We start from the raw sequence: 21,486 nt of genomic DNA, 5'->3' as shown, positions 1-21,486 counted from the left end.
ATTTCAGAACTAACACAGTGGACGCGAGCAACTGAGGACAAGCCCTCGGCCTATTAGTACCAGTCAGCTTCACCCGTTACCGGGCTTCCACATCTGGCCTATCAACCCAGTCGTCTACTGGGAGCCTTACCCTCTCAAGGAGGTGGGAATACTCATCTTGAAGCAGGCTTCCCGCTTAGATGCTTTCAGCGGTTATCCCTCCCGAACGTAGCCAACCAGCCATGCCCTTGGCAGGACAACTGGCACACCAGAGGTTCGTCCGTCCCGGTCCTCTCGTACTAGGGACAGCCCTTCTCAATATTCCTACGCGCACAGCGGATAGGGACCGAACTGTCTCACGACGTTCTAAACCCAGCTCGCGTACCGCTTTAATGGGCGAACAGCCCAACCCTTGGGACCGACTCCAGCCCCAGGATGCGACGAGCCGACATCGAGGTGCCAAACCATCCCGTCGATATGGACTCTTGGGGAAGATCAGCCTGTTATCCCCGGGGTACCTTTTATCCGTTGAGCGACGGCGCTTCCACAAGCCACCGCCGGATCACTAGTCCCGACTTTCGTCCCTGCTCGACCCGTCGGTCTCACAGTCAAGCTCCCTTGTGCACTTACACTCAACACCTGATTGCCAACCAGGCTGAGGGAACCTTTGGGCGCCTCCGTTACCCTTTGGGAGGCAACCGCCCCAGTTAAACTACCCATCAGACACTGTCCCTGATCCGGATCACGGACCGAGGTTAGACATCCAGCACGACCAGAGTGGTATTTCAACGGCGACTCCACCCCAACTGGCGTTGGGGTTTCAAAGTCTCCCACCTATCCTACACAAGCCGAACCGAACACCAATATCAAACTATAGTAAAGGTCCCGGGGTCTTTCCGTCCTGCTGCGCGAAACGAGCATCTTTACTCGTAGTGCAATTTCACCGGGCCTATGGTTGAGACAGTCGAGAAGTCGTTACGCCATTCGTGCAGGTCGGAACTTACCCGACAAGGAATTTCGCTACCTTAGGATGGTTATAGTTACCACCGCCGTTTACTGGCGCTTAAGTTCTCAGCTTCGCACGCCCGAAAGCGCACTAACCGGTCCCCTTAACGTTCCAGCACCGGGCAGGCGTCAGTCCGTATACATCGCCTTACGGCTTCGCACGGACCTGTGTTTTTAGTAAACAGTCGCTTCTCGCTGGTCTCTGCGGCCACCCCCAGCTCAGGAAGCAAGTTCCCTCACCAGTGATGGCCCCCCTTCTCCCGAAGTTACGGGGGCATTTTGCCGAGTTCCTTAACCATAGTTCACCCGAACGCCTCGGTATTCTCTACCTGACCACCTGAGTCGGTTTAGGGTACGGGCCGCCATGAAACTCGCTAGAGGCTTTTCTCGACAGCATAGGATCATCCACTTCACCACAATCGGCTCGGCATCAGGTCTCAGCCTTAATGAGGGACGGATTTGCCTACCCCTCGGCCTACACCCTTACCCCGGGACTACCACCGCCCGGGCTGGACTACCTTCCTGCGTCACCCCATCGCTTACCTACTACAAGTCTGGTTCGTCGGCTCCACCACTTTCCTTTCCCCGAAGGGTCCGGAACGGCTTCACGGACTTAGCATCGCCTGATTCGATATTGGGCGTTTCAAAGCGGGTACCGGAATATCAACCGGTTGTCCATCGACTACGCCTGTCGGCCTCGCCTTAGGTCCCGACTTACCCTGGGCAGATCAGCTTGACCCAGGAACCCTTAGTCAATCGGCGCACACGTTTCTCACGTGTGTATCGCTACTCATGCCTGCATTCTCACTCGTGAACCGTCCACAACTAGCTTCCGCTGCTGCTTCACCCGGCACACGACGCTCCCCTACCCATCACAGCGGGCGTTGGCCCTATTGCTGCAATGACACGACTTCGGCGGTACGCTTGAGCCCCGCTACATTGTCGGCGCGGAATCACTTGACCAGTGAGCTATTACGCACTCTTTCAAGGGTGGCTGCTTCTAAGCCAACCTCCTGGTTGTCTCTGCGACTCCACATCCTTTCCCACTTAGCGTACGCTTAGGGGCCTTAGTCGATGCTCTGGGCTGTTTCCCTCTCGACCATGGAGCTTATCCCCCACAGTCTCACTGCCGTGCTCTCACTTACCGGCATTCGGAGTTTGGCTAAGGTCAGTAACCCGGTAGGGCCCATCGCCTATCCAGTGCTCTACCTCCGGCAAGAAACACACGACGCTGCACCTAAATGCATTTCGGGGAGAACCAGCTATCACGGAGTTTGATTGGCCTTTCACCCCTAACCACAGGTCATCCCCCAGGTTTTCAACCCTGGTGGGTTCGGTCCTCCACGAAGTCTTACCTCCGCTTCAACCTGCCCATGGCTAGATCACTCCGCTTCGGGTCTAGAGCGTGCAACTCAATCGCCCTATTCGGACTCGCTTTCGCTACGGCTTCCCCACACGGGTTAACCTCGCTACACACCGCTAACTCGCAGGCTCATTCTTCAAAAGGCACGCAGTCACGACCGTTGTTCCGAAGAACAACGGCGACGCTCCCACGGCTTGTAGGCACACGGTTTCAGGTACTATTTCACTCCGCTCCCGCGGTACTTTTCACCATTCCCTCACGGTACTATCCGCTATCGGTCACCAGGGAATATTTAGGCTTAGCGGGTGGTCCCGCCAGATTCACACGGGATTTCTCGGGCCCCGTGCTACTTGGGAGATTCTTAAGCAAGCCGCTGATGTTTCGTCTACGGGGGTCTTACCCTCTACGCCGGACCTTTCGCATGTCCTTCGACTACATCAACGGTTTCTGACTCGCCGACCGGCCGGCAGACCGATCAAAAGAATTCCCACAACCCCGCATGCGCAACCCCTGCCGGGTATCACACGCATACGGTTTGGCCTCATCCGGTTTCGCTCGCCACTACTCCCGGAATCACGGTTGTTTTCTCTTCCTGCGGGTACTGAGATGTTTCACTTCCCCGCGTTCCCTCCACATGCCCTATGTGTTCAGGCATGGGTGACAGCCCATGACGACTGCCGGGTTTCCCCATTCGGACACCCCCGGATCAAAGCTCAGTTGGCAGCTCCCCGGGGCCTATCGCGGCCTCTCACGTCCTTCATCGGTTCCTGGTGCCAAGGCATCCACCGTGCGCCCTTAAAAACTTGGCCACAGATGCTCGCGTCCACTGTGTAGTTCTCAAACAACGACCAGCCACCCATCACCCTGATCCATACAGATCAAGTTCACTGGGGCCGGCACTGAAGACATGACCTTACGGCCGTACCTTCAGGACCCAACAACGTGCCAGGCACGATCTCGTCCACTGTCACTGTTTTCCACGCCGAAGCAGTACTCACAGGAAGTTTCAGAAACCGTGCCAAATAATCAACGTTCCACCCATGAGCTGACCGTGCAGAACATTTGTCTGCAATCGGTACTGTGCTCCTTAGAAAGGAGGTGATCCAGCCGCACCTTCCGGTACGGCTACCTTGTTACGACTTCGTCCCAATCGCCAGTCCCACCTTCGACAGCTCCCTCCCTTACGGGTTGGGCCACCGGCTTCGGGTGTTACCGACTTTCGTGACGTGACGGGCGGTGTGTACAAGGCCCGGGAACGTATTCACCGCAGCAATGCTGATCTGCGATTACTAGCGACTCCGACTTCATGGGGTCGAGTTGCAGACCCCAATCCGAACTGAGACCGGCTTTTTGAGATTCGCTCCACCTCACGGTATCGCAGCTCATTGTACCGGCCATTGTAGCACGTGTGCAGCCCAAGACATAAGGGGCATGATGACTTGACGTCGTCCCCACCTTCCTCCGAGTTGACCCCGGCGGTCTCCTGTGAGTCCCCATCACCCCGAAGGGCATGCTGGCAACACAGGACAAGGGTTGCGCTCGTTGCGGGACTTAACCCAACATCTCACGACACGAGCTGACGACAGCCATGCACCACCTGTATACCGACCACAAGGGGGGCACTATCTCTAATGCTTTCCGGTATATGTCAAGCCTTGGTAAGGTTCTTCGCGTTGCGTCGAATTAAGCCACATGCTCCGCCGCTTGTGCGGGCCCCCGTCAATTCCTTTGAGTTTTAGCCTTGCGGCCGTACTCCCCAGGCGGGGAACTTAATGCGTTAGCTGCGGCACCGACGACGTGGAATGTCGCCAACACCTAGTTCCCAACGTTTACGGCGTGGACTACCAGGGTATCTAATCCTGTTCGCTCCCCACGCTTTCGCTCCTCAGCGTCAGTAATGGCCCAGAGATCCGCCTTCGCCACCGGTGTTCCTCCTGATATCTGCGCATTTCACCGCTACACCAGGAATTCCGATCTCCCCTACCACACTCTAGCTAGCCCGTATCGAATGCAGACCCGAGGTTAAGCCTCGGGCTTTCACATCCGACGTGACAAGCCGCCTACGAGCTCTTTACGCCCAATAATTCCGGACAACGCTTGCGCCCTACGTATTACCGCGGCTGCTGGCACGTAGTTAGCCGGCGCTTCTTCTGCAGGTACCGTCACTTTCGCTTCTTCCCTGCTGAAAGAGGTTTACAACCCGAAGGCCGTCATCCCTCACGCGGCGTCGCTGCATCAGGCTTTCGCCCATTGTGCAATATTCCCCACTGCTGCCTCCCGTAGGAGTCTGGGCCGTGTCTCAGTCCCAGTGTGGCCGGTCGCCCTCTCAGGCCGGCTACCCGTCGTCGCCTTGGTGGGCCATTACCCCACCAACAAGCTGATAGGCCGCGGGCTCATCCTTCACCGCCGGAGCTTTCAACCCCTGCCCATGCAGGCAGGAGTGGTATCCGGTATTAGACCCCGTTTCCAGGGCTTGTCCCAGAGTGAAGGGCAGATTGCCCACGTGTTACTCACCCGTTCGCCACTAATCCACCCCGAAGGGCTTCATCGTTCGACTTGCATGTGTTAAGCACGCCGCCAGCGTTCGTCCTGAGCCAGGATCAAACTCTCCATGAATGTTTACCCGTAATCGGGTGCACACATCACGTAGAGCGGGCCAGTCATGGTCGGAATAAGACCGACTGACCACTGCGTCCTCGCTGTGTAATTGCCTGCAAGCACCCCGAAACGGAGCCTCACAGGTCTTTTTCAAAGGAACCTCATCCACCGAAGTGGACGGGGTATCAACTTTTGGCGTTGATTTTTGGCACGCTGTTGAGTTCTCAAGGAACGGACGCTTCCTTTGTACTCACCCTCTCGGGCTTTCCTCCGGGCTTTCGTTCTGTGTTCTTGCGTTTCCGACTCTATCAGACTCTTTCGGGCCCGATTTCCTCGGTGCTTTCCAGGTCCTGCGCTTTCGCGCTTTCCCTTTCCGGCGATTCCGACTCTATCAGATCCTTTCGGGCCTGACTCCCGGTCAGCGGGGTTTGCCTTCCGGGCTGTTGGGCCCTTCCGGCGAGTGAGACAGTAGCGGATTCCTTGCCCCCGAACCTAATCGGCGGCAGCGTCCTCGGACGCAGATTCCTCATTCGCAAATACGCATGAAAACGGGACGACAAAGTGCGTCGTTCGTTCGAATGTGTAGTGCGGGATGGCTGTCCGGGGACCGACCGGGGTCGGCGCTCACTTCGGACAACTCGAAGAACCTTACGGATCGGGGACACCTGTGTCAACCCCAGGCTGACCGGCCGTGCGTGGTGCCCGAATCTCACCCCGTCTCCATCCCCTTCCGTCTACCCTGGGCCCATGACTACGCATGCGCTCACGCTCAACCTCCGTTGGTGGGCCGCCTGACGGCGGCCGACTGCAACACGAGCACGCATGCGCTCACGGCCGCCGCTTCGGCGGCCGTTTTCGTTTCTCCCCTCCCCGGGAGTGGCTCGGTCGTCCGACGCGGCGGCCTCGACACCACTCACACAAGGGAGAGCAGGACATGACGAGGATCTTCAGCGGGGTCAAGCCGACCGGGCATCTGACGCTGGGCAACTACCTGGGTGCCGTGCGGCAGTGGGTCGCCGCCGACCAGGAGCCGGACGAGGCGCTGTTCTGCGTCGTCGACCTGCACGCGCTGACCGTCGAGCACGAGCCGGCGCGGGTACGGCGGCTCAGCCGGCAGGCGGCGACGCTGTTGCTCGCCTCCGGGCTGGATCCGCAGCGGTGCACGTTGTTCGTGCAGAGCCATGTCGACGAGCACACGCGGCTGGCGTACCTGCTGGAGTGCACCGCCACCGACGGCGAGTTGCGCCGGATGATCCAGTACAAGGAGAAGGCGGCGAAGGCGCAGGCCGCCGGGGACGGCGTACGGCTGTCGCTGCTCACCTATCCCGTACTGATGGCCGCCGACATCCTGGCGTACCGGACCGACGAGGTGCCCGTGGGTGAGGACCAGCAGCAGCACGTCGAGCTGACCCGGGATCTGGCCGTGCGCTTCAACCAGCGGTACGGGCACACCTTCACGGTGCCCAAGGCCACGCATCCGGCGGTGGCCGCCCGGGTCATGGACCTCCAGGAGCCGACCTCGAAGATGGGGAAGTCCGACGCGAACGGCACGGGGATCGTCTATCTGCTCGACGAACCGGAGGCCGTACGCAAGAAGGTGATGCGGGCCGTCACCGACAGCGGGGACGGCGGGGTGGTCCACGACCGGGAGGCGCGGCCCGGGGTGGCGAACCTGCTGGACATCCTGGCCGCCTGTACGGGCGGGGATCCCGTGCGCCTCGCCGACGGCTACACCGGGTACGGCGCGCTCAAGCGGGATGTCGCCGACGCGGTGGTCGAGCTGCTGCGGCCGGTGCGGGAGCGGCATGCCGAGCTGGCGGCCGATCCGGCGGAGGTGGACAAGGTGCTGCGGGAGGGTGCCGGGCGGGCCCGGGAGCTGGCGCGGCCGGTGGTGGACCGGGCGTACGAGGCCATCGGGCTGCTCGCCCCGTGAAGGGGTGAGGGCTCAACGGAGTGCGGGCCCCCGCTGCGGCGGGGGCCCGTACGCGCGTCTCAGCTGTTGCCGGAGGCGAGCTCGCGGCTGCGGTCGCGGGCCGCTTCGAGGGCGGCGATCAGCGCGGCGCGTACGCCGTGCCGCTCGAGCTCGACGATCGCGTTGATCGTCGTACCGGCCGGGGAGGTGACGGCCTCGCGGAGCTTGACCGGGTGTTCGCCGCTGTCGCGGAGCATCACGGCGGCGCCGATGGCGGCCTGGACGATCAGGTCGTGGGCCTGGGCGCGGGGCAGGCCCAGGAGGATCCCGGCGTCCGTCATGGCCTCGACGAGGAAGTAGAAGTACGCGGGTCCGGAGCCGGAGAGGGCGGTGGCCGCGTCCTGCTGGGACTCGGGGACGCGCAGGGTCTTGCCGACGCCGCCGAAGATCTCCTCGGTGTGGAGGAGGTGCGCGGCGGTGGCGTGGCTGCCGGCCGAGATGACGGACATGGCCTCGTCGACGAGGGCGGGGGTGTTCGTCATGACGCGGACGACGGGAGTGCCGGGCGCGAGCCGCTCCTCGAAGAAGGAGGTCGGGATGCCGGCGGCGCCGCTGATGACCAGGCGGTCGGCGGGGACGTGCGGGGAGAGCTCTTCGAGGAGCTTGCCCATGTCCTGCGGCTTGACGGTGAGGATGAGGGTGTCGGCGCGTTTGGCGGCCTCGGCGTTGCTGACGGCCTCGACGCCGTAGCGGGCGTGGAGTTCCTCGGCGCGTTCCGCGCGGCGGGCGGTGACCAGGAGCTTCGAGGCGGGCCAGCCGCCGCGGATCATCCCGCTGAGCAGGGCCTCGCCGATCTTGCCGGTACCGAGGACTGCGACTGTCTGGGTCATGCCCGATTCACCTCGCCGAACTGATTGGGTGTACGCCCTCATCCTTGCACCCGTGGGTGGAATGGCGGGCCGGTGTCCGGCCTGTGGTCGCCGGGCCTCGCCTCAGAACCGTGCGGGTCAGGGCGCGTCAGGGCGTCCGGCGGCGGAGGGTGGCCGCGCCGAGGGCGAGGACGAGCAGGGCGCAGGCGGCGACGACGACGGAGTCGCGGACGAAGTCGGCGGTCATGTCGGTGTGGGTGAGGACCTGGTTCATGCCGTCGACGGCGTAGGACATGGGCAGGACGTTGGAGAGGCCTTCGAGGACGGGCTGCATGGTGTTGCGCGCCGCGAAGAGGCCGCACAGGAGCAGCTGGGGGAAGATCACCGCCGGCATGAACTGGACGGCCTGGAACTCGGAGGACGCGAAGGCGGAGACGAAGAGGCCGAGTGCGGTGCCGAGGAGCGCGTCGAGGAGGGCGACGAGGAGGAGCAGCCAGGGGGAGCCGACGACGTCGAGGCCGAGGAGCGAGAGGGCGAGGCCGGTGGCGAGGACGGACTGGACGACGGCGACGGCGCCGAAGGCGAGGGCGTAGCCGGCGATGAGGTCGCCCTTGCCGAGCGGCATGGCGAGGAGGCGCTCCAGGGTGCCGGAGGTGCGCTCGCGCAGGGTGGCGATGGAGGTCACCAGGAACATGGTGATGAGGGGGAAGATCCCGAGGAGTGACGCGCCGATGCCGTCGAAGGTGCGGGGGCTGCCGTCGAAGACGAAGCGCAGCAGCGTCAGCATCAGGACGGGGACCAGGAGCATCAGCGCGATGGAGCGCGGGTCGTGGCTGAGCTGGCGCAGGACGCGGGCTGCGGTGGCGGTGGTGCGGGCGCCGTTCATCGCCGGGTCTCCTTCGCGAGTGCGTTGGCCTCGTCCACGAGGCGGAGGAAGCCTTCCTCGACGGTGGCGCAGTGGGTGCGGGCGCGCAGGCCGTCGGGGGTGTCCTGGGCGAGGATGCGGCCCTCGCGCATGAGGAGCAGGTCGTGGCAGCGCTCGGCCTCGTCCATGACGTGGGAGGAGACGAGGATCGTGGCGCCGCGGGTGCGGGTGATCTCGTGGAAGAGGTTCCAGAGGTCGCGGCGCAGGACCGGGTCGAGGCCGACGGTGGGTTCGTCCAGGACGAGGAGCTCGGGGGTGCCGAGCAGGGCGACGGCGAGGGAGACGCGGCTGCGCTGGCCGCCGGAGAGGTTTCCGGCGAGGGCGTCGGTGTGGGTGGTGAGGTCGACGTCGGTGATGGCCTGTCGTACGGCGGCGGCGCGGCGGTCGGCGGCGGCTCGGCCGGGGTCGAGGATCGCTGCGAAGTAGTCGAGGTTCTGCCGGACGGTGAGGTCGTCGTAGACGGACGGCGCCTGGGTGACGTAGCCGATGCGGGAGCGGAGCTCGGGGTGGCCGGCGGGGCGGCCGAGGACGTCGAGGGTGCCGGTGACGTGGGCCTGGGTGCCTACGACGGCGCGCATGAGGGTGGACTTTCCGCAGCCGGAGGGGCCGAGGAGGCCGGTGATGCGGCCGCGGGGGACGTCGAAGTCGATGGCGTCGATGACGGTACGGGGGGCTCGGCCCGTGCCGCGGCGGACGGTCAGGCCGGTGGCGTGCACGGCGGCCGGGTCTCCTGGGGCTCCCGGAGGCGGGTTATTCATCATGTGATGAATAATGCTCCTGGCTGTGCCCCGCGTCAACGTTCCGGGTGTGGGCTACTTCTTGCGCTTGGGGCGGCGCGCGGCCGGATTGCCGGTACGGGTGCTGCGGCGGCGGGCGAATTCGGCCACGGCACTCTCGTACTCGGCGCGGCGCAGCTTCTCGCCCGGAGCCTCGACGAGGCAGCGCAGGAAGTACGCGATGAGGGAGCCGATGAAACCGATCGCCTTCAGGCCCTTGAGGGCGGCCTCGTCGGAGGAGGGTGCCGGGCGGCGGCTGAAGGATTCCCAGGTCTTGGCGAAGGCGATGGAGCTGGAGATCGCGAAGAGGACGACCACGGAGATGCTGAGGAAGGGGCCGACGTTGCCGAGCTCCAGACCCTCGTAGGAGAGGCGGAGCAGCAGCGCGGCGGCGACGGCGGTGACCAGCGCGCCGATGGCGATGCCGGCGCGGCGCAGGGCGTAGCCGCCGTCGTGGTTCACCCAGGTGGTGCCGAAGAACGGGATCGGCTCGGGCTCGGGCCCGGCGGGTGCCGCGGCCTCGGCCGGCTCGGCGGGGGATTGGTCTCGCTGGTCGTCGCTCACACCAGCGATTATCCCTCGCCTTGCCGGATGGGCCGGGCGTGTCTCACGTGTCAGACGGGCTAGCCGCAGTGTGCGGCGACGTAGCCGTCGCTGCCCGTCTTCACGTAGGCGTCGGAGACGAACTGGCCGTTGCCGACGCAGTCCCAGAGGTTCGTGGTGCCGTACGGGCCCGAGACGGTGGTGCCCGCGCACTGGCAGCGGATCGTCACCCAGGCTCCCAGCGGCAGGACGCTGACGACGGGATATCCGGTGCCCGGGCCGCTGCGCACATTGAGCTGGGTACCCGGCGCCACCGGGTAGGACTTGTAGCCGGATCCTTCGGCAAGGGTCTGGACCTGGTTCGCTTCATTCTCAACCGACATCGAAAATCTCCCCCTTGAGCATGACGCTCCGCAACTCGCGCAGGGTAGCAGGCCCTTACCGGTTCATATGCGCCATCGACTAGGCTCCGGCGGGGGTGGTCGGCAGTGCACTCACTGCGCGCGGAACGGGCCGGTTTTCCGGAGTACGCCGGGCAGTACCGGCTGGAATCCGTCCTGGGTTCCGGTGGCATGGGGGTGGTGCATCTGGCCACCTCCGCATCCGGGCTGCGGCTCGCGGTCAAGGTCGTACACGCCCAGCACGCGGCGGATCCGGAGTTCCGGGCCAGGTTCCGGCAGGAGGTCGCAGCCGCCCGGCGGGTGAGCGGGGCCTTCACCGCACCCGTCGTGGACGCGGACCCCGATGCCGAGCGGCCCTGGATGGCCACCCTGTTCATCGACGCCCCCACGCTCGCCGAGCAGGTACGGGAAGAGACCCTCGGCCCCGTGGGGCTGGCCCGGCTCGGCGCCGGGCTTGCGGAGGCCCTGCGGGACATCCACCGGGCCGGTGTCGTGCACCGGGACCTGAAGCCCAGCAACGTCCTGATGGCGCCGGACGGGGTACGGGTCATCGACTTCGGGATCTCCCGGCCCGCCGACAGCGATCTGCGGACCGAGACCGGGAAGCTGATCGGCACACCCCCGTTCATGGCGCCCGAGCAGTTCCAGCGGCCGCGGGAGGTCGGACCGGCGGCGGACGTGTTCGCGATGGGCGCCGTACTCGTCCACGCGGCGACCGGGCGGGGACCGTTCGACTCCGACAGCCACTACCTCGTCGCGTACCAGGTGGTGCACAGCGAGCCCGATCTGGCCGGGGTGCCGCCCTCCCTCGCGCCCGTCATCGCGCGCTGCCTCGCCAAGGACCCCGCCGACCGACCCACCCCCGACGCCCTGCTGGGCGAGCTGCGGGCCGCCGCGTACCCGACGGGCGAGGAGACCCAGGCCTTCATCCCGCAGCCCCGGCGGCCGGTCTCGGCGCAGCTCCCGCCCGCCGCCGATGACACCACGCACCAGCGGGTACGGGCCCCCGAAGCCCCGCAGGCGGGGCGGCGGCCACGGCGGCTCGCCGTGGCGGTGGCTCTCGCGCTGCTGCTGACGGGCGGAGCCGTCGGGACGTACGCGCGGTTCGCGGCCGGCGAAGACCCCGGCGGGCACACGGCAGCGCACCCGTCTGGCTCGGCCACGGGATCGGAACCGCCGGCCCCTTGGTCGGCCCCGCTCGGGGACCGCGGTCCCGGAAACACGGTGTCCGCGTGTGCCGCGGCAGCCGGAGCCCTGTACTGCTCGACCCCCGGCCTCGTCGCGGCCCGGCTGAACCCGGCCGACGGCGCCGTCGCCTGGTCGGTCCCCGCACCGGGCACGGGCGCACGTACGGCGGGCGCCACTGCCATCGCTCCCGCCATGGGCGGCGGACTCGTCCTCGCCGTGACCCCCGGCAGCGGGCTGCTCCAGGCGCTGGATCCGGCAACGGGCGTACCGCGGTGGAAGAAGGACATCGCGCAGAACGCGACCGTGCTGCCCGCCGGTTCGAAGGTGCTGGCCGCCGGGGCGGACGGGACCGTCACGGCGCTCGACGCGGCCACCGGCAACGTGAGCTGGAGCAAGCGCCTGGGCCGGGTGGGGTCCGTCTGGTTCACGGGTCCCGACCAGCCGGACGGCAGCCTCGACATGTACGTGGCGACGCGCGCCGACGACGGAAAGTCCTCGCAGGTCTCGGCGGTCGATCCGGCCGGCGGCACGGTGCGCTGGCAGCTGCGCGCACCGGGGCTGCTCAAGCCGGTCGGGGTCGCACAGGGCGGTCTGTACCTCCTGGCCGGCGACCTTCAGGGAATGACCGTCGCGGTCGTGCGCATCGATCTCGCCACGCGGGCGGTCCGGCGCACCCCGTTGTCGGTGGAGCAGTTGCAGGCCGAGTCGGCCGTCGGACCGGACGGGGTCGTGTACTTGATCGGCATCTCGGGTGCGCTGACGGCGGTCGCCGGCGAGAAGGAGGCGTGGCGGCTGGAGACGGCGGTGGCCGCGGCCTCCCGGCCGGTCGTCGACAACGGGCGGCTGTACCTGATGGCGGCCGACGGCCGGCTGATCGCGGTCGATGCCCGAGCCGGACGGCTGGTCGCGCAGACGGACCCCCGGATGGGTACGGGCCAGGGCACCTACACGGCCACCGTCCCCGCGCCCGTCGTCGCGGACGGGCGGGTGTTCGGGAGTGCGCCCGACGGGTCCGTGTTCGCCGTGGACGCGGCGAACCCCGCCGGCTGGTGAGCGCGGCGGGGTTCGGGAAGCCGGGTCGGACGGGTCAGCCCAGGCGGCTGACGTCGCGGACGGCGCCCTTGTCGGCGCTGGTGGCCATCGCCGCGTAGGCGCGCAGGGCCGCGGAGACCTTGCGCTCGCGGTCCTTCGGGGCGTAGACGCCGCCGAGGGCCTCGTGACGGGCCGCCAGGGTGGCCTCGTCGACGAGCAGTTCGATCGACCGGTTCGGGATGTCGATGCGGATCCGGTCGCCGTCCTCCACGACCGCGATGGTGCCGCCCGATGCCGCCTCCGGGGAGGCGTGGCCGATGGACAGGCCCGAAGTGCCGCCGGAGAAGCGGCCGTCGGTGACCAGGGCGCAGACCTTGCCGAGGCCGCGGCCCTTGAGGAAGGAGGTCGGGTAGAGCATCTCCTGCATGCCGGGGCCGCCGCGCGGGCCCTCGTAGCGGATGACGACGACGTCGCCCGCCTTGATCTCCTTGCGCAGGATCTTGTCGACGGCCTCGTCCTGCGACTCGCAGACGACCGCCGGGCCCTCGAAGGTCCAGATCGACTCGTCGACGCCGGCCGTCTTCACGACGCAGCCGTCGGCCGCGATGTTGCCGCGCAGGACGGCGAGGCCGCCGTCCTTGGAGTACGCGTGCTGCACGGAGCGGATGCAGCCGCCCTCGGCGTCGAGGTCGAGGGTCTCCCAGCGCTCGGACTGGGAGAAGGCGGTCGCGGAGCGCTTGCAGCCGGGGGCCGCGTGCCACAGCTCCATCGCCGTGTCGGAGGCGGTGCCGGAGCGGGCGTCCCACTCGGCCAGCCAGTCCTCCAGGCCGTCGGAGTGGACGGTGGTGACGTTCTTGTTGAGGAGGCCGCCGCGGTGCAGCTCGCCGAGGATGGCGGGGATGCCGCCGGCGCGGTGGATGTCCTCCATGTAGTACGTGCCGCCGGGCGCCACGTTCGGGGCGACCTTGGACAGGCACGGGACGCGGCGCGAGACCTCGTCGATGTCGGTGAGGTCGTAGTCCAGGCCCGCCTCCTGGGCGGCGGCGAGGAGGTGGAGGATCGTGTTCGTGGAGCCGCCCATGGCGATGTCGAGGGCCATGGCGTTCTCGAAGGCCTCGCGGGTCGCGATGGAGCGGGGCAGGACCGAGAAGTCGTCCTGCTCGTAGTGGCGCTTGGTGATCTCCACGACCGTGCGGCCGGCGTCCTCGTACAGGGCCTTGCGCGCGGTGTGGGTGGCGAGGACCGAGCCGTTGCCGGGGAGGGCGAGGCCGATGGCCTCGGCGAGGCAGTTCATCGAGTTGGCGGTGAACATGCCCGAACACGAGCCGCACGTGGGGCAGGCGTTCTCCTCGATGCGCAGGACGTCCTCGTCGGAGACGTTCTCGTTGGAGGCGTCGACCATGGCGTCGATCAGGTCGAGCTTGCGCACGGTGCCGTCGACGAGGGTGGCCTGGCCGGCCTCCATCGGGCCGCCGGAGACGAAGACGACCGGGATGTTGAGGCGCATTGCGGCCATCAGCATGCCGGGGGTGATCTTGTCGCAGTTGGAGATGCAGATCAGGGCGTCGGCGCAGTGGGCTTCCACCATGTACTCGACCGAGTCCGCGATGAGGTCGCGGGAGGGCAGGGAGTACAGCATGCCGGCGTGGCCCATCGCGATGCCGTCGTCGACCGCGATGGTGTTGAACTCGCGCGGGATCGCGCCCGCCGCGCGGATGGCGTCGGAGACGATCCGGCCGACCGGGGCCAGGTGCGTGTGGCCGGGGACGAACTCGGTGAAGGAGTTGGCGACCGCGATGATCGGCTTGCCGATGTCCTCGCTCGCTACGCCCGACGCACGCATAAGGGCGCGTGCGCCCGCCATGTTGCGGCCGTGGGTGACGGTGCGGGACCTCAGCTCGGGCATCGGGTTCACTCCCCATGAGTGCGGCCGGCCTTGGGAGCGCGGCCACGACTGTAGATATGAATCAGTTACGAGGCTACGCCCCCGGCCCGGGATACGGACAGCAAGTCCGCATGCCGGGACGGCCGGCTCATTCTTCGGTCAGGTAGCGCTGAAGGGTGGGCGCCACCAGGGCGACGATGTCGTCCGGGTCGGCGGATGCGAGGGGCTCGACCTGGACCACGTAGCGCAGGATCGCGATGCCGACCATGTGGGAGGCGGCGAGTTCGGCGCGGAAGGTCGGGTCGGGGACGTCGAGGTCGGCGGCAACCCGCTCCAGGACGCGGCGCAGGACGATGCGGCGCAGGACCGCGGCCGCCGCCTCGTGGGTCAGCGCGGACCGGATCACGGCCAGCAGCGGCGCCCGGGTGACCGGGTTCTCCCAGATCCCCAGGAAGTAGCGGGCGAGCCGCTCCCCGATGCCCTCCGGGCCCTCGCCGAGGATCGCCGGGACCACCATCGCCGGCTCCATGCTCAGCTCGATGGCGGCGGCGAAGAGGTCGTCCTTGCTGCCGAAGTAGTGGTGGACCAGGGCCGGGTCCACGCCGGCGGCCTTGGCCACGCCCCGTACGGAGGTCTTGTCGTAGCCGCGCGCGGCGAACTCGGAGCGGGCGGCGAGGCGGATGCGCTCCTGGGTGCCGGGGCCTTCCTCGACCTCGTCCTGGCGGGGCCGGCCGGGGCCGCGGCGGCGCTTCACGGGCTCGGTCACGGGCGCCGGACCTCGTCACGCGTCGCGGACGAGGTGGCCAGGTGCAGGCGGGTGAAGGCCAGCGCCTCGGCGAGGTCGGCCTCGCGCTCGGCGGAGGACATGGCACGCCGCGTGTTGACCTCGATCACCACGTGCCCGTCGAAGGAGCTGTGGGCGAGCCGTTCCAGCAGCTCGGCGCAGGGCTGCGTACCCCGGCCCGGGACCAGGTGCTCGTCCTTCGCCGAACCGTTTCCGTCGGCGAGGTGGACGTGCGCGAGCCGGTCGCCCATCCGGTCGATCATCGCGGTCGCGTCCGCCCGGGCGGTCGCGGTGTGCGACAGATCGACGGTGAAGTGCCGGTAGTCGTCCTTGGTGACGTCCCACTCGGGCGCGTACGCGAGCATCTCGCGGTCGCGGTAGCGCCAGGGGTACATGTTCTCGACGGCGAACCGGACGTCGGTCTCGTCGGCCATCCGCCAGATTCCGGTGACGAAGTCCCGCGCGTACTGCCGCTGCCAGCGGAAGGGCGGGTGCACGACGACGGTGGACGCGCCGAGCCGCTCGGCCGCCGCCTGGGCACGCTGGAGCTTGGTCCAGGGGTCGGTGGACCACACCCGCTGGGTGATCAGCAGGCACGGCGCGTGGATGGCGAGGATCGGCACCTGGTGGTGGTCGGACAGCCGGCGCAGGGCGTCGACGTCCTGGCTGACCGGGTCCGTCCAGACCATGACCTCGACGCCGTCGTAGCCGAGGCGCGCGGCGATCTCGAAGGCGGTCGCCGTGGACTCCGGATAGACGGAGGCGGTGGACAGGGCGACTTTCGCGGTCGGGACGCGGACTGGTTCTGCCACGGACACAGGGTACGGGCCCGATGCCCGCCTGGTGCGTCCCGCCCCCGTACCGCCCGCAGTCCCGCCCGCAGTCCCGCCCTCGTCCCGCGCCCCCGCCCCGCCGGCCCGCCCGCCCGCTTCTCCGCTCAGCCGTTGCCCGTCGGGAGGTGGTCCAGCCTGCGCAGGATGACGCCCTCGCGCAGGGCCCACGGGCAGATCTCGAGTTCGTCGACGCCGAAGAGGTCCATCGCGCCCTCCGCGACCAGCGCACCCGCCAGGAGCTGGTTCGCCCGGCCCTCCGAGACGCCCGGGAGGGCCGACCGCTGGGCCGTGGTCATCGCGGCCAGCCGCGGGACCCACTCCTCCAGCGACTTCCGGCTCAGGTCCCGCTGCACGTAGAGGCCGTCCGCCGAGCGGGCCGCGCCCGCGATGCGGGCCAGCTGCTTGAAGGTCTTCGACGTCGCCACCACGTGGTCCGGGGTACCGAAGCGGCTGAACTCCCCCACCGTCCGCGCGATCTCCGTCCGCACGTGCCTGCGCAGGGACCGGATGTCCAGCGCGTCCGGCGGGTCGCCCGGCAGCCAGCCCGCCGTCAGGCGGCCCGCGCCCAGCGGGAGGGAGACCGCCGCGTCCGGGTCCTCGTCGATGCCGTACGCGATCTCCAGCGAGCCGCCGCCGATGTCGAGGACCAGCAGCTTCCCGGCCGACCAGCCGAACCAGCGGCGCGCGGCCAGGAAGGTCAGCCGCGCCTCGTCCTCACCGCTCAGGACGGGCAGGTCGACACCGGTCTCGGCCTTGATCCGCGCCAGCACCTCGTCCGCGTTCGTGGCCTCGCGCACGGCGCTGGTCGCGAACGGCAGGACGTCCTCGCACCCCTTGTCCTCGGCGGCCTGCACGGCGTCGACGATCACCGAGACGAGACGCTCGACGCCCTCGGGTGTGACCGCGCCGCCCTCGTCGAGGAGCTCCGCCAGCCGCATTTCCACCTTGTGCGAGTGCGCCGGCTGCGGGCGCGCACCGGGGTGCGCGTCCACCACCAGCAGATGGACCGTATTCGAACCCACATCAAGGACACCGAGTCTCATAGGGGGAAACGCTACTGCGAGGAACGCGGAGGGGTGAGGTAAGGGGCGCTTAGGCTTGGGTTTGTGCCAAATACGAAGAAGGCCAACAAGACCCGGTCGAAGAACGACAAGGGCACCGACAACACGACGGACGCCAAGGCCGGCAGCAAGGGCGGCACCAAAGCTGCCACAGCCGCCAAGGCCACCAAGGCCGCCAAGGCGAAGGCCGCCGCACTCGCCGCCGACGAAAAGGGCCTCGACTTCCCCCGCGCCTGGGTGGAGTTCCCCGACCCCGCCGACGACGAGCAGGTCTTCCGCTGCGACCTGACCTGGCTGACCTCCCGCTGGACCTGCATCTTCGGCCAGGGCTGCCAGGGCATCCAGGCGGGCCGGGCGGACGACGGCTGCTGCACGCTCGGCGCGCACTTCTCCGACGAGGACGACGAGAAGCGCGTCGCCCAGCACGTGGCCCGGCTGACCCCGGAGCTGTGGCAGTTCCACGACGTGGGCAGCGAGACCGGGTGGACGCAAGCCGACGACGACGGGGAGAAGCAGACCCGCCGCTGGGACGGCGCGTGCATCTTCCTGAACCGGCCGGGATTCCCCGCCGGGGCCGGCTGCTCGCTGCACATCCTGGCGCTGAAGAGCGGCCAGGAGCCGCTGGAGACCAAGCCCGACGTCTGCTGGCAGCTGCCGATCCGCCGCACCTACGACTGGATCGACCGGCCCGACGACACCCGCGTGCTCCAGGTGTCGATCGGCGAGTACGACCGGCGCGGCTGGGGTCCGGGCGGCCACGACCTGCACTGGTGGTGTACGTCGGCCACCTCCGCGCACGGCGCCGGGGACCCGGTGTACGTGTCGTACCGCGCCGAGCTGACGGAGCTGATGGGCAAGGAGGCGTACGAGGAGCTGGTGAAGCTGTGCGAGGCGCGGCTCGCCTCGCTGCTGCCGATGGCCCCGCACCCGGCCGACCCGGTGGTCCCCACCTCGGTCGACTAGGCCGAAGAAGCCGAAGCCGACGGCGCCGGCCCGGGGTCGGGGGAAACCGTTCCTCCTGACGTCGGCGTGGGCGTCGGGGTCGGAGTGGGTGTCGGGGTCGGCGTCGGGGTCGGCGTGGGACTCGGCGTCGGGGTCGGCGTGGGCGTCGGGTCCGGGGTCGACGGCGGCTCCGGGGTCGGGGCCGGGCGCCCGCGGCCCTGGATGGAGACGACCGCACCGCCGGGATCCACCCCCACCCGGGCCGTCCAGCCCCCCACGGGCTGGGCTTCGGTGTCCACCGCGATCCTCAGGGTGACCGATTCTCCGGGGGCCAGCGTGCCCGCGGTACGGCTCGCGCGCAGCCAGGGCGCGTCGGACCAGAGCCGCCAGTCCACCGGGGCGCCGCCGGACGCGGTGAGGGTGAGCAGTGTGGTGGCTCCGTGGGAGGACGCGGCCACGGTGAGCCGGCCGGGGCCACCGGCCCGGTCGGCGGCCGGTGGGGGCCCGGTGCTGATGACCTCGACCGAGACGTCGGGCTCGGCGCTGCCCGGGGCGAAGCCGGGCCCGCCGGTGGTGGAGGCGGCGTTCCCGGCGTTCTCGTACGCGGTCAGCGGGCGCCCGCCGACGTGCGGGGGCAGTGGGAGGTCGGACTCGCTCGCGGAGATGCGCGTGGCGGCGTCGCCGACGGGTTCGCCGGTGCTGGGCGTGCCGCGGTACGCCGCCCACAGCGCCAGGACCGGCGCGGCGACCACGGTGGCGACCACGGTGGTGGTCACCGCCCGGGCCCGCATCCGGTCGCGGCGGGCCGCGCGGTCCTTGGGGTCCATCGGGAAGCCGGTGCGGTCGAAGCGCGGGGCGGGCCGTCGCCCCCGGCCGCCGGAGCGGAGCATCGCCGCGTGGACGGCGGTGCGGGGGGCGGGGACGAGCGGGAGGGCGGCGGTGTCGATGCCGCCGGAGCCGGGCCAGGGGGCGCCGGCGCCCACGCGTTCGGCGACGCGGCGGCAGCGCGGACAGTCGTCGACGTGCCGTACGAGCTCGGCGCGCAGGGTGGTGGAGAGCAGGACCTGCCCGTCGCCGGTGAGCCGGGAGACGCTGGGGCAGCTGCCGGTCTCCACGACGGAGAGGGCGGTGCGGGTGCGCTCCACCTCGCAGGCGGCCCCGGACAGGAGCTCCCGGGCGGCGGCCGGGGGCGTGCCGAGGACGGCGGCCAGCTCGGTGACGCCGAGGCGGTGGCGGACGGCGAGCTCCAGGGCCTCGCGCTGTTCGGGCGTGGTCCCGGCGGCCTCCGGCCAGGCGAGCCGGGCCAGCTCGGTACGGCGGTACGCGCTCACGTCAAGCGTGCGGTGGGCCCCGCCGGACGGGTCGCCTTCCGTACCGCCACCCGGCGCACGGCCGGGGTACGTGTGCTCCGGCGCACGCCGGGCGCAATGCGCTCCCTGTCGTACGCGCCGCTGCTCCGCGAGCCGGTGCAGGCAGCCCCAGCGCGCCAAGGCGTACAGCCAGGCCCGCCGGTCACCCTCGTCGGGGCAGCGGCCGGGATGCCGGTCGGCCACGGCGAGTACGTCGCCCAGCACGTCGGTGGCGGTGTCGTGGTCGCACAGGACCGACAGGCAGTACGTGAACAGGCCGTCCAGGTAGGGCTCGTGCCGGAAGGCCGGCGGCGGCTCCCCCTCGTGGGGCGTGCGCCCGTGCGCCCGGTGTGCGCCGGAGCGTGACGAGGAGTGTGCCTGGCTGCTGCTGTTCACCTGGCGACCGTAGGCGGCGGGCCGGTGGACCCCCGGAAGCCTTTCCCACTTTTAGCCCTTACGGGTGAACAGATCGGTGCGGCGCTGACCGCGGTGTTGTCAGCGGCGCTGCCGGCGCCGGTGCGGCGCTGTCAGTGCGGGCGGCTACCGTGAGCGGCATGGCTGCCCGCACTGCTCGTTCATCCGCCAAGGACCGGCCGTCCTACCGCTGTACCGAGTGCGGCTGGACGACCGCGAAGTGGCTCGGGCGGTGTCCCGAGTGCCAGGCGTGGGGCACCGTCGAGGAGATGGGCGCACCCGCCGTGCGGACCACCGCCGCAGGCCGGGTGTCGACCGCCGCGGTGCCGATCGCGCAGGTCGACGGCCGGACGGCGACCGCGCGCAGCACCGGCGTGGACGAGCTGGACCGGGTCCTCGGCGGCGGGCTCGTGCCCGGCGCCGTGGTGCTGCTCGCCGGGGAGCCCGGCGTCGGGAAGTCGACGCTGCTGCTCGACGTCGCGGCGAAGGCGGCCAGCGACGAGCACCGCACGCTGTACGTCACGGGCGAGGAGTCGGCGAGCCAGGTGCGGCTGCGCGCCGACCGGATCAACGCGCTGAGCGACCACCTCTACCTGGCGGCCGAGACCGACCTCTCCGCCGTGCTCGGGCACCTGGACGCGGTGAAGCCCTCCCTCCTCATCCTGGACTCCGTACAGACCGTCGCCTCCCCCGAGATCGACGGCGCGCCCGGCGGCATGGCCCAGGTCCGCGAGGTCGCCGGGGCCCTGATCCGCGCCTCCAAGGAGCGCGGGATGTCCACACTCCTCGTGGGCCACGTGACCAAGGACGGGGCCATCGCCGGACCCCGCCTCCTGGAACACCTCGTCGACGTGGTGCTGAGCTTCGAGGGCGACCGGCACGCCCGGCTGCGGCTCGTGCGCGGCGTCAAGAACCGGTACGGGGCCACCGACGAGGTGGGCTGCTTCGAGCTGCACGACGAGGGGATCACCGGGCTCGCCGACCCGAGCGGGCTGTTCCTGACCCGGCGCGCCGAGGCCGTGCCCGGGACCTGCCTGACGGTGACCCTGGAGGGCAAGCGCCCGCTGGTCGCCGAGGTGCAGGCGCTGACCGTGGACTCGCAGATCCCCTCCCCCCGGCGCACCACGTCGGGCCTGGAGACCTCCCGCGTCTCGATGATGCTGGCGGTGCTGGAGCAGCGCGGCCGGATCACCGCGCTGGGCAAGCGGGACATCTACAGCGCCACCGTGGGCGGGGTGAAGCTGACCGAGCCGGCCGCCGACCTGGCCATCGCCCTGGCCCTGGCCTCCGCCGCCAGCGACGTCCCGCTCCCGAAGAACCTCGTGGCCATCGGGGAGGTCGGCCTGGCCGGCGAGGTGCGCCGGGTGACCGGCGTACAGCGGCGGCTCGCGGAGGCGCACCGGCTCGGTTTCACGCACGCCCTGGTGCCGTCGGATCCGGGCAAGGTACCGGCCGGGATGAAGGTGACCGAGGTCGCCGACATGGGCGACGCCCTGCGGGTCCTGCCGCGCGGGCGGTCCCGTGCGGCGGCCAAGGAGTAGCTGGTCAGAGGGTCCGTACGGGGTCGGCGCGGGGCGTACCCGGACAAGCCACGGCGGGGCCGCAGCGCGCGCCGGTAGACTTCTGG

The 21,486-nt window shown here is 68.9% G+C and carries 14 protein-coding genes and 2 rRNA genes; 4 read left to right on the top strand and 12 right to left on the bottom strand.

The genetic code is table 11. The features are described from left to right. Positions 1-33: 33 nt before the first annotated feature. Together JIW86_RS22870 and JIW86_RS22865 are read right to left on the bottom strand one after the other, a co-directional pair. Positions 34-3,156, bottom strand: a 23S ribosomal RNA gene (locus JIW86_RS22870). A gap of 282 nt (positions 3,157-3,438) precedes the next feature. Further along, positions 3,439-4,963: ribosomal RNA gene (locus tag JIW86_RS22865) — 16S ribosomal RNA — on the bottom strand. Together the 16S and 23S rRNA genes form the textbook arrangement of a ribosomal RNA operon. A 916-nt stretch (positions 4,964-5,879) precedes the next feature. Between JIW86_RS22865 and trpS the strand changes: the two genes are divergently transcribed. Continuing rightward, positions 5,880-6,878 carry a tryptophan--tRNA ligase gene (gene trpS / locus JIW86_RS22860; protein WP_257555697.1) on the top strand — a complete coding sequence of 333 codons (999 nt, stop codon included), beginning with the start codon at positions 5,880-5,882 and terminating at the stop codon, positions 6,876-6,878. Between the two features lie 59 nt (positions 6,879-6,937). On the opposite strand, the gene proC is transcribed toward trpS, so the two are convergent. The 5 genes from proC to JIW86_RS22835 form a co-directional block, all read right to left on the bottom strand. Further along, positions 6,938-7,747 (bottom strand): pyrroline-5-carboxylate reductase, encoded by an 810-nt coding sequence (proC, locus tag JIW86_RS22855; protein WP_215147790.1) that lies wholly within the window; start codon positions 7,745-7,747, stop codon positions 6,938-6,940. A 127-nt stretch (positions 7,748-7,874) separates the two neighbouring features. Next, the gene (locus JIW86_RS22850; RefSeq protein WP_215147792.1) at positions 7,875-8,612 is read right to left on the bottom strand and encodes an ABC transporter permease; all 738 of its coding nucleotides are present in this window, start codon (positions 8,610-8,612) and stop codon (positions 7,875-7,877) included. Then, a complete protein-coding gene (locus JIW86_RS22845) occupies positions 8,609-9,409 on the bottom strand; it encodes an ABC transporter ATP-binding protein (RefSeq protein WP_416237683.1) in 801 nt (266 codons plus the stop codon). The genes JIW86_RS22850 and JIW86_RS22845 overlap by 4 nt, the downstream gene beginning before the upstream one ends. A 54-nt stretch (positions 9,410-9,463) precedes the next feature. After that, positions 9,464-9,991: a hypothetical protein gene (locus tag JIW86_RS22840; RefSeq protein WP_257555694.1), complete on the bottom strand. Its 528-nt coding sequence runs from the start codon at positions 9,989-9,991 to the stop codon at positions 9,464-9,466. A gap of 59 nt (positions 9,992-10,050) precedes the next feature. After that, positions 10,051-10,353 (bottom strand): peptidase, encoded by a 303-nt coding sequence (locus JIW86_RS22835; RefSeq protein WP_257555693.1) that lies wholly within the window; start codon positions 10,351-10,353, stop codon positions 10,051-10,053. Between the two features lie 105 nt (positions 10,354-10,458). On the opposite strand from JIW86_RS22835, the gene JIW86_RS22830 reads away from it, so the two are divergent. After that, positions 10,459-12,612 (top strand): serine/threonine-protein kinase, encoded by a 2,154-nt coding sequence (locus tag JIW86_RS22830; RefSeq protein ID WP_257555692.1) that lies wholly within the window; start codon positions 10,459-10,461, stop codon positions 12,610-12,612. A gap of 34 nt (positions 12,613-12,646) precedes the next feature. Here JIW86_RS22830 and ilvD read toward each other — a convergent pair whose 3' ends face one another. The 4 genes from ilvD to JIW86_RS22810 all read right to left on the bottom strand — a co-directional run bounded on the left by ilvD (position 12,647) and on the right by JIW86_RS22810 (position 17,136). Then, positions 12,647-14,497 carry a dihydroxy-acid dehydratase gene (ilvD, locus tag JIW86_RS22825; protein WP_257555691.1) on the bottom strand — a complete coding sequence of 617 codons (1,851 nt, stop codon included), beginning with the start codon at positions 14,495-14,497 and terminating at the stop codon, positions 12,647-12,649. 127 nt (positions 14,498-14,624) lie between these two features. Continuing rightward, complete coding sequence (locus JIW86_RS22820) at positions 14,625-15,242, bottom strand: TetR family transcriptional regulator (protein ID WP_215147803.1); 618 nt, start codon at positions 15,240-15,242, stop codon at positions 14,625-14,627. Then, complete coding sequence (locus tag JIW86_RS22815; RefSeq protein WP_257555690.1) at positions 15,239-16,072, bottom strand: sugar phosphate isomerase/epimerase family protein; 834 nt, start codon at positions 16,070-16,072, stop codon at positions 15,239-15,241. The genes JIW86_RS22820 and JIW86_RS22815 overlap by 4 nt, the downstream gene beginning before the upstream one ends. Positions 16,073-16,197: 125 nt before the next feature. Beyond that, complete coding sequence (locus tag JIW86_RS22810) at positions 16,198-17,136, bottom strand: Ppx/GppA phosphatase family protein (protein WP_257555689.1); 939 nt, start codon at positions 17,134-17,136, stop codon at positions 16,198-16,200. 63 nt (positions 17,137-17,199) lie between these two features. On the opposite strand from JIW86_RS22810, the gene JIW86_RS22805 reads away from it, so the two are divergent. Beyond that, positions 17,200-18,117 (top strand): hypothetical protein, encoded by a 918-nt coding sequence (locus JIW86_RS22805; protein ID WP_257555688.1) that lies wholly within the window; start codon positions 17,200-17,202, stop codon positions 18,115-18,117. Here the strand turns inward: JIW86_RS22805 and JIW86_RS22800 are convergent. Continuing rightward, positions 18,114-19,841 carry a BACON domain-containing protein gene (locus tag JIW86_RS22800; RefSeq protein WP_257555687.1) on the bottom strand — a complete coding sequence of 576 codons (1,728 nt, stop codon included), beginning with the start codon at positions 19,839-19,841 and terminating at the stop codon, positions 18,114-18,116. The genes JIW86_RS22805 and JIW86_RS22800 overlap by 4 nt on opposite strands. Positions 19,842-19,999: 158 nt before the next feature. On the opposite strand from JIW86_RS22800, the gene radA reads away from it, so the two are divergent. After that, positions 20,000-21,400, top strand: coding sequence for a DNA repair protein RadA (radA, locus tag JIW86_RS22795; protein ID WP_257555686.1), 1,401 nt, complete (start codon positions 20,000-20,002; stop codon positions 21,398-21,400). Positions 21,401-21,486 lie beyond the last annotated feature (86 nt).

Source organism: Streptomyces sp. NBC_00162, from assembly GCF_024611995.1.
Lineage (GTDB): Bacteria > Actinomycetota > Actinomycetes > Streptomycetales > Streptomycetaceae > Streptomyces.
This window is presented reverse-complemented; position numbering and strand designations above follow the sequence as displayed.